The organism is Paenibacillus sp. J5 (assembly GCF_054955055.1).
The window spans coordinates 453,687-466,468 of record NZ_JBUEDD010000004.1; the positions used below are offsets into that span (position 1 = coordinate 453,687).

Below are 12,782 nucleotides of genomic sequence, written 5' to 3' on the forward strand. Positions count from 1 at the left end.
TCATCCATGATGCTATTCGCTGCCAATAAAATGATACTCCGGCATTCCCTTCAGATCGCTGAGAAATTGCTGCATAGCCGAGCTCAGATAGCGACCGGACTTGTAGGCAACGCCGATGGGATGGGTTAGCTCCAGCTCGTTGATGTTGATCATCTTGAGCGAGCCGCGCGACAGCTCAGTTGAGATCGACAGCTTGGACACAATGGCCACGCCAAGATCCAGCTCCACCATCCGCTTAACCTCCTCACTGCTGGACAGCTCCATGACAATGTTGGGCTCAATGCCGTAATTACGGAACATTTTGTCTATGAAGCGACGTCCATACGTGTCTGGAGAGAGCATAATAAAGGGAATATCCTTTAGCTTATCCACTGTCGTATGTTTTAAAGCGCTCAGTGGATGGGCAGGGGACACCACAAGCTCATATGTATCATAGTAGAGGATGGAGGTCTCAATGTTGGGATTGCGCTCCGACAGATAGGTGATGCCGATGTCTACCGCGCCTTTCTCCACACTGGTCAGCACGTGGGAGGAGGGCATGGAATGGATCGTTGTCTTGATGAGTGGGAACTGATCCTGGAAGTAGGACAGCACCCGAGGCAATATCTGAATCGCTATCGAGGTCGTTGTGCCGAGCACAATATGCCCCTGCGGTGTCTGATTCAGGTCATACAGCTTCTGCTTCAGCTCCTCGACAACGCTCAGTATCCGCTCGGCATGATCGAGAAATACTTGTCCGCGATCTGTCAGCGTGACCGGCTGGCTGCGGTCGATCAGGACCGTCTTGAATTCTTCCTCCAGGCTCTTGATTTGGGCAGAGACGGCGGGTTGCGTCAGATTAAGCAGCTCGCCTGCTTTCCGAAAGCTCATCGTCTTGGAAATAGCGAGCAGCGTTTCAAGCTGGCTAATGTTCATTACATTCCTCCCGGGATTCGTAATAATGAATTCAGACGTCACATGAAACGTTATCTCTATTATAGGGGAACGAACGCGCTGCGGCAAAGCGCAAGAGGTCTTAGAAGCGGTTGCAGGATAATTGGGCGAGCTAACTTATAAAAAGGGAACCAGGGACGACGCCCCGGTTCCACGCAAGCAACTACAGCCAACCCTTTTTGCGAAATAGAAAGAACATGCCCAGGCCAACCAGCAGCATAAAGCCTAATAATACAAAGGAGGCGCCGGGAGCATGCAGGCCGGGAATATAATCAAAGTTCATGCCGTAGATGCCCGTAATAAAAGTGAGCGGCATGAAAATGGTGGTCAGCGCCGTAAATACTCGCATGATCTCATTGGCGCGGCTGGCGATGGAGGACTGATAGGCTTCACGCAGGTTGCCCATCAGGTCGCGATACGTCTCAAAGGCTTCGCTGATCTTCACAGCGTTCTCGTAGATATCACCGAAATACTTTTGCAGCTTCTCGTCGATCAGCCTCAGCTCTTTCTTGTTCAAGGTAGCGACCACTTCCTTTTGCGGGCCGAGCGCCTTCTTGAGCCATAGAATCTCACTTCGCAGACCGATGATCTCATTGAGATGCGTCTTCTTGGTGTTCATCAGAATATCTTCCTCAAGCTTCTCGATTCGAGCCTCGATCCGGTCGCTGACGATGAAGTAGTTATCGACAACCAGATCTATGAGGTGATAGAGAAAACGGTCAGGACGGTTGACCTCCTGCTCCCACAGTATAGGCTTGAGAGAGCGCAGCTCGTTGATACGTTGCTTCGTGACGGTAATGATATAATGCCGCCCGAGGAAAATATTAAGCGCCCGCAGGAAAATCTCCTCATCATCGAAGCGAATGCTGTTGACAACTATAAAATAATGGCTTTCATGAATTTCAATCTTAGGACGCTGCTCTTCATCATGGATACAATCCTCGACAGCCAGATCATGCATGCCGAACAACGGCTGCAGCACAGCCAAGTCCTCAATGTCGGCATCGATCCAGTAAAAACCTTGTGCGGGCGGGGTCACCGCCACCTCGATGTCTTCAATTACTTCAAACACGCCATTGTTAACCAGCCGAATCTTCACTGGTATCACTCCCTTCGCTTCCTTCATGCTGCACAGCTAGCAGCAGGCACGAGGACAGCGCACAGCGAAGCATTGCGGCTCTTATGGCACACTATGCCACAACGAGAGGCAATAAGCGCAAAAAGCCGCGGCGCATCCGGGGCTGCTGTTCGTACCGGCTGTATGGGTAAATCTTGCTCGTCTTGGGCCTCGGTCGATCGCCTTCCATGCGGCTTACGCACCCCTTTCTTTGCCAATAGTCATTGGACAATCCTTGTCTAGTATACTCTGTACATCCCGTTACATTCAAGATATAAATCAGTCGCCCTTCTATTATGTATGGTATGCATCTGGACACCGGCCTGTGTGCAATATCGGGGAGGCGAGCGTGCTGGCTTCTTCTCGGCTTATCCTGCGCCAACCTAGCGAAAAAAGCCTCAACAAGGTTCCTGATGGGTACTTGACGAGGATAACGGAATACGATAAAGTTAAAAATAGCAGTGTGGGCTGTATGGTCTGCAATTGCTGATGAGGCGCGCAATTGAATAGCAAGCATTTCTTATCAAGAGCAGGCGGAGGGACTAGCCCTATGAAGCCCGGCAACCGGCATAATGCACGGTGCTAATTCTTGCGGAGACATCCACGGTGTCTCTGACAGATGAGAGAGGCGTGATAACAAGTATACGACCCTTTCTCATGCTATGGAGAAAGGTTTTTTTGATATACAAGAATGTATAAGTGCTGTCCGCCTTATATGTGCTTCTATATCTACGCGAAACGAAGCTTAGCCGTCAAGGACGGGAACAGCCGTTACGTGTATATGCCTTTCGAACTGGAGCTGAAACTATACTGAACAATGAAGGAGTGAGCAACATGCCGATCAAGATTCCAGACGGTCTTCCTGCGAAGGAAGTATTAACGAAAGAGAATATATTTGTGATGGATGAGAGCGTGGCGTATCATCAGGATATTCGTCCGCTCCAAATTGTAATATTGAATCTGATGCCGACCAAGGAGACGACCGAGACACAGCTTTTGCGTCTGATTGGCAATACTCCACTGCAGGTCGAGATGGTGCTGCTTCATCCCAAAACACATGTGTCCAAGAACACATCGGCGGACCATCTGGAGAGCTTCTATAAGACCTTTGACGAGATTGCCCACAAGCGCTTCGATGGCTTAATCATCACGGGAGCTCCTGTCGAGCAATTGGAGTTTGAGGAGGTCAACTACTGGGAAGAGCTTAAACAGATTATGGATTGGAGCATTAGCAATGTCACCTCGACCTTCCACATATGCTGGGCTGCACAGGCGGGGCTGTACCATCATTACGGCATTCGGAAGTATGATCTGGACGAGAAAATATTCGGCGTCTATCCGCATACGGTCAGCAAGCGCAATGTGAAGCTGCTTCGCGGCTTTGATGAGCTGTTCAACGTGCCGCAATCCCGCCATACCGAGGTAAGGCGCGATGAAATTGAACAGGTTGCAGACCTGGAGATTTTGTCTGAATCGGAGGAGTCCGGCGTCTATATTGTGGCTTCCAAGAACGGGCGGCAGTTCTTCGTTACCGGCCATTCGGAGTATGACCCGACAACCTTGAAGTTTGAGTACGACCGTGATGTTGCCAAGGGAATGAAGGTCAATATTCCTAAGAACTATTATCCGGGCGACGACGCCAGCCGTCAGCCGCTGTCTACCTGGCGTGCTCATGCCAACCTGCTGTTCTCCAACTGGCTGAACTACTATGTGTATCAGGAGACGCCTTACGAGCTGGGAGCAGGCATATAGTCTTCCTGAGGCAGTTTCGAGGCAGTCCGTCAGGCTAATGGCCAAGGCTGTATAGTGTGCGGTGGTCTTGATATATTTAGGGCGTGTCCTAAACGTGCTCAAGAGCCATCGTTCACCGCTAAATACGACGGCGGCAGCCGTTGTGCGCGCAAGAAAGTAGCTGTTCTATCCATTCCAATTATGTGTTGCAAAGGAGAGCTCTTCATTTTATGAGAATAGAAAGCCGTTTGGCCCAAATTGGTTCCATCAAAGAGCCCGTCACCGGGGCGGTTAGTTTTCCGATCTATCAGGCTACTGCTTTCCGTCATCCCAAGCTGGGGGAGAGCACGGGATTTGACTATGCGCGCACCAAGAGCCCGACACGCGCTGTTCTGGAGGAGGCAGCAGCCGAGCTGGAATCAGGCGATGCCGCCTTCGCTTGCAGTACCGGCATGGCCGCGGTGCAGACCATACTCACGTTGTTCAGTCAGGGCGACCATCTCATCGTCTCGCTTGATCTGTATGGCGGCACCTACCGCTTGCTGGAGCAAGTGATGTCGCGTTTTGGGGTCAGTGCCTCCTACGTCGACACGAACGATATGGATGCACTTGCGGCAGCATGTCGCGACAATACGAAGGCGCTGCTCATCGAGACGCCGACCAACCCGCTGATGATGATTACCGACCTGGCCAAAGTATGTGGCTGGGCGAAGGAGCGCGGCTTGTTGACGATTGTGGACAACACGCTGCTGACGCCTTATTTCCAGCGGCCGCTGGAGCTCGGAGCGGACATCATCATTCACAGTGCGACCAAATATTTGGGCGGACATAATGATGTGCTGGCCGGTCTGATCGTCACCAAGGGCAAGGAGCTGTCCGAGCAGATAGCGTTTCTGCATAATTCGATTGGAGCGGTGCTCGGGCCGCAGGACAGTTGGCTGCTGATGCGCGGGATGAAGACACTCGCCCTGCGTATGGAGCGTCATCAGCATAATGCGACGGTACTGGCGAATTATTTGCAGGAGCATCCTGCGATCGATGAGGTGTTCTACCCAGCGCTGCCGTCTCATCCCCATCACCATATTCAAAATGCGCAATCCTCAGGCAACACCGGCATTTTCTCGTTCAAGGTCAAGGACGCTCGCTACGTGGAGCCTGTGCTGCGCCATATTCGGCTGATCGCGTTCGCGGAGAGTCTGGGCGGTGTCGAATCGCTCATGACCTATCCGGCGGTTCAGACCCATGCAGATATTCCATTGGAGATTCGCCAGCAGGTGGGCGTGGATGACCGGCTGCTGCGCTTCTCTGTAGGGATCGAGCATGTCGATGACCTAATTGCCGATCTGAAGCAAGCACTGGAAGCAGCCAGGCTGGAAATTGAGGGGGCTTAATCAACCATGAATGAATCCAATTCGAATCAACGAGACAAGCAGTTTGCGACCAAGCTGATCCATTTCGGCGCGGAGGTGGACAAGACCACCGGAGCCTCCAGCGTGCCGATCTATCAAGCCTCTACCTTTCACCATCATGATATATTTAATCCGCCGGAGTATGATTACAGCCGCTCTGGCAATCCGACACGTCAAGCGCTGGAGGATTACATTACCTTGCTGGAAGGCGGCACGCGCGGCTTCGCGTTTGGCTCGGGAATGGCAGCTATCTCTGCTGCATTGATGCTGCTGTCGGCGGGAGAACATATTATTGTCACAGAGGATGTATACGGCGGCACCTATCGGCTGCTCACGACCGTGCTGACACGCTTCAACATCGAATCGACCTTTGTCGATATGACCAACTTTGATGCGGTGCGCGATGCGCTCCAGCCTAATACGAAAGCGATCCTGATGGAGACGCCATCTAACCCGACGCTGAAGATTACTGATATTGCGCAGGTAGCCAGTTGGGCGAAGGAGCATGGGCTCATCACAATGCTGGACAATACGTTCATGACACCGTACCATCAGCGACCGATCGAATTGGGCGTCGATCTGGTGCTGCATAGCGCGACCAAGTTCCTCGGTGGTCACAGCGATGTGCTGGCTGGTCTGGTCGTAGCGGCCGATGAGAGCCTCGGGCGGCGCGTGAAGCAGCTTCAGAACGGCATCGGGGCGGTGCTGGGGCCGCAGGATAGCTGGCTGCTGATGCGCGGCATGAAGACGCTGCAGGCGCGTATGGAGCATAGCGAGCGCAGCGCACATAAGCTGGCGCATTGGCTGAGCAGTCAATCCGAAGTAGCACAGGTGTACTACCCTGGGCTGGAGAATCATCCTGGCCGCGCCATTCATGAGAAGCAGTCAGCGGGCTATGGCGCAGTGGTCTCGTTCGATGTCGGCAGCGGCGAGCGGGCCAAGGCCGTGCTTAGTCGGGTCAAGCTGCCGATTGTTGCCGTTAGCCTCGGGGCTGTCGAGAGCATTCTGTCCTATCCAGCCATGATGTCACATGCGGCGATGCCTAAGGAAGTGCGGCATGAGCGTGGTATTACTGACGGGCTGCTGCGCTATTCAGTCGGTCTGGAGGACATCGACGATCTCATTGCAGATCTGGAGCAAGCGCTCCGATTCTAGTTTGCTGCATGGCTCGCCATGTACCTATTATTTGGCGGACTCCCTCTTGCGTGACGGGGGTCCGCCATTTGTGTTACACTAATAGGAACAGGGGATTCAGGTTAGCTAGCCATAATATAGACTGAGCTCATTCATAGATGTAATATTGACAGCTTATAGATGGGAAGGAGCGGCAGAGCAATGACTGTAGATCAGATACTGAACAAAGCGCTGCAGGGGCAAAGACTCAACGTGGAGGATACGATTACGCTCTTCGAGTCAGATGAAATCGAGAAAATGGGGCATGCAGCAAATCAGATCATGCTGAGGCATCACCCCGAACCGATGACAACCTTTGTCGTTGGCCGCAATGTCAACTATACGAATGTTTGCGATGTATATTGCCGTTTTTGCGCATTTTATCGGCGTCCAGGCTCTGAGGAAGGATATGTGCTGGACGATGAGGTCATCCTCAATAAAATTCAGGAGACTGTCGATGTAGGCGGCACGGAAATATTGATGCAGGGCGGCACGAACCCCAATCTCAAGTTTTCGTATTACACCGACCTGCTGCGCAAGATCAAGCAGCGCTTTCCGAATATTACGATGCATTCCTTCTCTCCAGCCGAGATTCACAAGATGAAGGAAGTATCGGATGGACTGACACTGGAGGAGGTTATTCGCCAGATTCATGAGGCGGGACTCGACTCCTTGCCAGGCGGGGGAGCGGAGATTCTGGATGACCGCACGCGTCGCAAGATCAGTCGGTTAAAGGGATCGTGGACAGATTGGATGGACGTGATGAAGACGGCGCACCGGATCGGGATGAATACGACGGCTACCATGGTGATTGGCTTCGGTGAGGAGATGGAGGAGCGGGCGCTCCATCTGCATCGTGTGCGCGATGCACAAGATGAATGTCTGGAGAATGGCTATTCGTCCAAGGGCTTCCTTGCCTTCATTCCGTGGACCTTCCAGCCGGATAATACGAACATGAAGCGAGAGAAGGCAACACCTGAGGAATATCTCAAGACGCTTGCGATCAGCCGGATTACATTGGACAACATTCCGAACTTCCAATCCTCCTGGGTAACGATGGGGCCAGAGATTGGCAAGCTCTCCTTGTCCTATGGATGCAATGACTTCGGCAGCACAATGATTGAAGAGAATGTCGTCTCCGCGGCAGGCACCACGCACAAGGTCAATATCGACCTGATTTTGCAGCTCATTCGCGAGGCTGGCAAGGTTCCGGCGCAGCGCGATACCAAGTATAATATTTTGAAGGTGTATCACGAGACGGAGAAAGCGTCGAACGATTTTGTGATGCAGAACTGATAGATACGAAGAACCGTGCACGCTCCATTGGCTGCACGGTTTTTTGCTGTCTATATTTTATTTGCAAATTGGACGAGATCGTCGGACATTCGATTGATCTCATCCATGGATGCATTCACTTGCTCGGTCAACGCAGCCTGAGACTCGGTCAATATCGACATACTGCCGATATGGTATTGGATCTGTTCCATTAGTTCCTTCATACCATTGAGGCTGGCCTCAATGTTCACCGTGGCCTCCGAGCTGTGAACGGCCAGCTTGCGGACCTCATGGGCTACGACCTCAAAGCCGCGGCCAAGCTCGCCCGCCCGGGCCGCCTCAATCGCCGCGTTCAGTCCTAACAGGCTAGTTTGGTTGGCAAGCTCGCGAATGAAGATCGAGATCGATTTAATATCCTCTGTGCTCTGGCTCGCTTCTGTGGCGGCGCCAGCCGATTTCTCTTGGGCGGATGCCAGCTCCTGAGCCTGCATGGTGACGGATTGGATGGCGCTCGCCATCTCGGTAATCGAGGCCGCAAGCTGCTGGGTCTTCTCATTCATCTGTTGGACAACCTGCTCTTTATTTTTCTCATATGTAATATCCCGAATCGTTCCCGCTACCCGCAGAGGTACACCAGCCACATCCCTTACCGTCGCCCCTCCGGCCTGGAACCAGCGATATTCCCCGTTCTTCAGCATGATTCGATATTGAACCTCATACGGGGTTTGACCGCTATAATCGTTCAGGTGATCAGCAAAAGCGGCTACCGTCTTATCATGATCCTCGGGGTGTAATCGCGAGCTCCAACTATTGAAGACGTTCGGGAAATCGTTCTCGTCCTGAAAGCCCAGCGTCTTGCGGAACTGGGGAGACCACCAAAACTCATTGTCAGGGTTTACGACATCCCCTGCGACCACGGTCATATCCCATGGCGCCTCCACAAGCGCGCGATTGATCAGATCATAGCGTACAACGAGTGATTCAAGCTCTTGCTCCTTTAACTTTTTCTCATGAATATCGAATAAAGCGCCCACTACGCGCAATGGCACACCTTGCTTGTCCCGCTCTGTCGTACCTGTAGCCCGGAACCAGCGGTAGGTTCCATTCTTCAGTTGGAGCTGATATTCAATGTCGTAAGGCGTTCGGCCCGAGTGGTCATTCAGGTGATCGGCGAAGGCCTTCAGCGATACTTCCTTATGATCGGGATGCAGTCTGGAAGCCCAGCTATCCAATATGTTGGGGAAATCATTCTCATCCGAGAAGCCTAGCATATGACGGAACTCGGTACTCCATTGGAATGTATTATTGGGATTGACAGGGTCACCAGCGATCACGTCCATATCCCATAAGCCAACCTGAATCGCTGAGGTCACGAGCCTCAGACGAAGCTCCGCGTCTTCGGCCTGATGCTGCAGAAGCTCCAGTGACTGATTCAAGCTGGTGATGAGATCGCCTAACAGCTCACTGGAGACATCGGATGCTGCGGCCAGACGCGGATGAGAATCACCAGCCTCAATGGCCTGTGCCAGCCGGCGACTATCCTCCAGCAAAGACTGAAGGGGGATGTTCGATGCAGATTTCTTGAACATAGGTCTCTCTCCTTTATGTAGACGAGCATGAGTTATGATCGTATTATCGCAGATAAAATAATAAAATACCATGAATTTCTACATTATTCTACATCATTCGTCAAATCTGCTGCCACATCCTTCATCGTATATCCCCCATCTCCTGACCATATACTGAATAGGGAAGAAGGGGAGTGTGGATATGGAGCTATTTTCTGCTTGCCTGACATCACGCGACGGGCAGGAGGTTTGGAAGCTATCCCGATATTTAAGCGAAGCCTTTGCGCCGCTGCATACCGCGAGCGGAGCAGATGCGTTGGAATGGGATATTGATGCCAAGCACGGGCGAATTCGTTGTCTGGAGCTTTCGGACAAGGGGACATCCCCATTGTCCAGACATGAGATCATCCGCCATGCGGCTGATGGTCTGGCTAATTATATCCTGCATGAATTGGAGCCTGGCCTGCTGCGATCAGTACTGCGCAAAGAATCCGGCTACACAGAAGCAGATGAATTGGAGAAGCTGGAGAAAATATGCCGCCAACTGCTGTACGGGGAGAAGGAGAAGCCTACTCCTGTTCAGGATGAACAACTGGCAGACTGGATGAGGCGCCACAGCAAAATTACCGAGGAGCTACAGATGTTCATGAAGGACAGTCCCTTCATCCATGTGCAGGGCTTCGTTGCATTCAGACTGTCGCTGTACTGGCGTATGCTTAAGGAAACCGTTGAGTACGCGGTGGATGAATATATAATGGAGAAGCAGTATCAGGATTTTATTTCATTGCTGCGTTATTTTGTTGGCTTGCAGGATACGAAGACAACGGTCGTTCACCTGTTCCAACTGGATGACGGACAGTTTCAGCTATGCAACTATCAGTTAAGACCGCTGGAATACAAGCACTCGGATCGGATCGTCGCAGAGATGCTTGAGGCGGAGATGAATGTCGAAGATCGTGTAGTCAGCTCGCTCATTGCGGCATCTCCCAGACAGATCGTCATTCATTCCAAGCTGCATGACCAGCAGGTGATTCGAACAATCCAATCGATCTTTGGCGACCGTGTTATGCTATGTGCCAGTTGTGTGAGCTGCCAGGCATTTTACGAAGTGTAGTGGGCTATTGACTTATACAAAAGCCGCCAAGTATAATGGAACCATTATGAAGCTTTCATCATCTATGATGAAGCGGCGAACAGCTATGACAAAGATAAGGCATGCCGGCGGACACGGCTCAGAGAGAGGAAACTTGGCTGCGATTTCCCCCCGATGACACGGCATTTATGCTACCCCTTTGGAGCTGTATGGCGGAAGCTTGACGTAGTGTGTATGCCATGCCGGATCATCCCCGTTACCGGATGACTCAAGGATACGGCAAGCGGATATTAATGTGCCTCTGCTACGCCGGTCGAATGAGGGTGGAACCACGAGTGATAAGCGCTCGTCCCTTGATGGGACGGGGGCTTTTTTATGTTGCACTAGTCTTTTGTGCCCGTTCGGTTAGATCGAGGGGAGAGTGTTTCATAAGCGATGTCGCCTGCTGTTCGTTGGCTTATGTTCGTAGATGATGTGGAGATACCAGGAAGGAGAAATAACATGTTGCAGATTACATTCCCAGACGGTGCCGTGAGGGAGTACGCGGCTGGAGTTACTGTGGAGGAAATTGCTGGTTCGATCAGCTCTGGCTTGAAGAAGAATGCAATTGCAGGGAAGGTAGATGGGAAGGTCATCGATATCTATACCCCGATTCAGGAGAGTGCCAGCGTAGAGATTGTTACACTGGACTCGGCTGACGGGCTGGAGGTATATCGTCATAGCACCGCCCATCTGATGGCTCAGGCGATCAAGCGCATCTATGGAAACCAGGCGGTTAAGCTGGGCATCGGGCCTGTGATTGAAGATGGCTTCTATTATGATATTGATATGGAGCAATCGCTTACTCCTGACGATCTGGAGAAGATCGAGAAGGAAATGAATGCGATTATTAAGGAGAATCTCGACATCCGTCGCCGCGAGGTTAGCCGCGAGGAAGCGCTGGCGATCTATACCGAGCTGGAAGATCCGCTGAAGCTGGAGCTAATCCGCGACCTGCCGGAGTCTTCCGTAATTACGATCTATGATCAAGGAGAGTTCTTTGATCTATGCCGCGGGCCGCATCTGCCGTCCACTGGCCGCATCAAGGCCTTCAAGCTGCTCAGTGTCGCTGGCGCGTATTGGAGAGGCGATTCCAAAAATAAAATGCTGCAGCGCATCTATGGCACAGCGTTTCCAAAGAAGTCACAGCTAGATGAGCATCTGCATCTGCTGGAGGAGGCCAAGAAACGCGATCACCGCAAGCTGGGACGCGAGCTGAAGATGTTCACCTTCTCCCGCGAGGTTGGGCAGGGCCTCCCGCTATGGCTGCCTAACGGCGCCAAGGTTCGCCGCACGATGGAGCGCTATATTGTGGATCTGGAAGAAAAGCTGGGCTACGATCATGTCTATACGCCTGTGCTGGCTAATGTGGACCTCTACAAAATCTCCGGTCACTGGGAGCATTACTCGGAGGACATGTTCCCTAAGATGGAGATGGACAATGAGGAGCTTGTATTGCGCCCGATGAACTGCCCGCATCATATGATGGTATACAAAAGCGACATGCGCAGCTACCGTGATCTGCCTGTCCGTATTGCAGAGCTGGGCACCATGCATCGTTATGAGATGTCCGGCGCGCTGACTGGTCTGCATCGCGTGCGAGCGATGACGCTGAACGATGCGCATATCTTCTGCCGTCCCGATCAGATCAAGGAGGAATTCTCTCGCGTCATTCAATTGATTCGCAAAGTATATGAGGACTTCGGCATTAAGGAATATCGCTTCCGCCTGTCCTATCGTGATCCACTGGATACGGAGAAATATTTCCAAAATGATGAGATGTGGGAGATGTCACAGCGCATGCTGCGCGAGGTAGTGGAGGAGCTGGGTCTGCCATTCTTCGAAGCAGAGGGCGAAGCAGCCTTCTATGGTCCTAAGCTGGATGTGCAGATCAAGACCGCACTTGGCAAAGAAGAGACGCTGTCGACAGCTCAGCTTGATTTCCTGTTGCCTGAGCGGTTCGAGCTCGAGTATGTCGGGGATGATGGCAAGAAGCATCGTCCGGTCGTTATTCACCGGGGGATTATCAGCACGATGGAGCGGATGACTGCCTTCCTGCTTGAGAACTTTGCAGGTGCGCTGCCATTGTGGCTCTCGCCGATTCAAGCGCGTGTGATTCCAGTATCCTTGGCCTATGAGGAATATGCGAAGAAAGTTGAGGAGCAGCTTCAGCTTGCCGGAATTCGCGTGGAAAATGATGTTCGTAATGAGAAGCTGGGCTATAAAATTCGCGAAGCACAGTTGGAAAAAATTCCATACATGCTGATTGTCGGAGAAAATGAAGCAAGCAGCGAAGCGGTATCGGTGCGTAAACGGGGCGAGGGTGACATCGGCTCACTGCCGATTAGCGAGCTGATCGCCAAGCTGCAAGGCGAGATCAGCAGCAAGGCCATCTAAGTATAAATGGAGTCGTTCGGGGGGAACCTTCTGTACAGGGGGGACTC

9 protein-coding genes and 1 riboswitch are annotated in these 12,782 nt (G+C 52.1%); of the genes, 6 read left to right on the top strand and 3 right to left on the bottom strand.

Annotation, left to right across the window (positions count from 1 at the left end):
* Positions 1–12: 12 nt before the first annotated feature.
* Both ACY1JZ_RS09585 and corA read right to left on the bottom strand, forming a co-directional pair.
* The gene (locus ACY1JZ_RS09585; RefSeq protein ID WP_270164980.1) at positions 13–915 is read right to left on the bottom strand and encodes a LysR family transcriptional regulator; all 903 of its coding nucleotides are present in this window, start codon (positions 913–915) and stop codon (positions 13–15) included.
* Between the two features lie 181 nt (positions 916–1,096).
* Positions 1,097–2,032: a magnesium/cobalt transporter CorA gene (corA, locus tag ACY1JZ_RS09590; RefSeq protein ID WP_270172579.1), complete on the bottom strand. Its 936-nt coding sequence runs from the start codon at positions 2,030–2,032 to the stop codon at positions 1,097–1,099.
* Between the two features lie 535 nt (positions 2,033–2,567).
* A riboswitch (SAM riboswitch) is annotated at positions 2,568–2,676 on the top strand.
* A gap of 208 nt (positions 2,677–2,884) precedes the next feature.
* On the opposite strand from corA, the gene metA reads away from it, so the two are divergent.
* The 4 genes from metA to mqnC all read left to right on the top strand — a co-directional run bounded on the left by metA (position 2,885) and on the right by mqnC (position 7,659).
* Positions 2,885–3,802 carry a homoserine O-acetyltransferase MetA gene (metA, locus tag ACY1JZ_RS09595; RefSeq protein ID WP_462628992.1) on the top strand — a complete coding sequence of 306 codons (918 nt, stop codon included), beginning with the start codon at positions 2,885–2,887 and terminating at the stop codon, positions 3,800–3,802.
* A 209-nt stretch (positions 3,803–4,011) separates the two neighbouring features.
* Positions 4,012–5,172 carry an aminotransferase class I/II-fold pyridoxal phosphate-dependent enzyme gene (locus ACY1JZ_RS09600; protein ID WP_462628993.1) on the top strand — a complete coding sequence of 387 codons (1,161 nt, stop codon included), beginning with the start codon at positions 4,012–4,014 and terminating at the stop codon, positions 5,170–5,172.
* Positions 5,173–5,178: 6 nt separating this feature from the next.
* A complete protein-coding gene (locus ACY1JZ_RS09605) occupies positions 5,179–6,345 on the top strand; it encodes a trans-sulfuration enzyme family protein (protein ID WP_462628994.1) in 1,167 nt (388 codons plus the stop codon).
* A 180-nt stretch (positions 6,346–6,525) separates the two neighbouring features.
* The gene (mqnC, locus tag ACY1JZ_RS09610; RefSeq protein WP_462628995.1) at positions 6,526–7,659 is read left to right on the top strand and encodes a cyclic dehypoxanthinyl futalosine synthase; all 1,134 of its coding nucleotides are present in this window, start codon (positions 6,526–6,528) and stop codon (positions 7,657–7,659) included.
* A gap of 50 nt (positions 7,660–7,709) precedes the next feature.
* On the opposite strand, the gene ACY1JZ_RS09615 is transcribed toward mqnC, so the two are convergent.
* Complete coding sequence (locus ACY1JZ_RS09615; protein ID WP_462628996.1) at positions 7,710–9,227, bottom strand: methyl-accepting chemotaxis protein; 1,518 nt, start codon at positions 9,225–9,227, stop codon at positions 7,710–7,712.
* Positions 9,228–9,408: 181 nt separating this feature from the next.
* Here ACY1JZ_RS09615 and ytxC point away from each other — a divergent pair, with 181 nt between their 5' ends.
* Entirely contained in the window at positions 9,409–10,320 is a 912-nt protein-coding gene (ytxC, locus tag ACY1JZ_RS09620; protein ID WP_270164972.1) for a putative sporulation protein YtxC, read from the top strand.
* A gap of 480 nt (positions 10,321–10,800) precedes the next feature.
* Entirely contained in the window at positions 10,801–12,735 is a 1,935-nt protein-coding gene (gene thrS / locus ACY1JZ_RS09625; RefSeq protein ID WP_270164971.1) for a threonine--tRNA ligase, read from the top strand.
* The last annotated feature ends 47 nt before the right edge of the window (positions 12,736–12,782 follow it).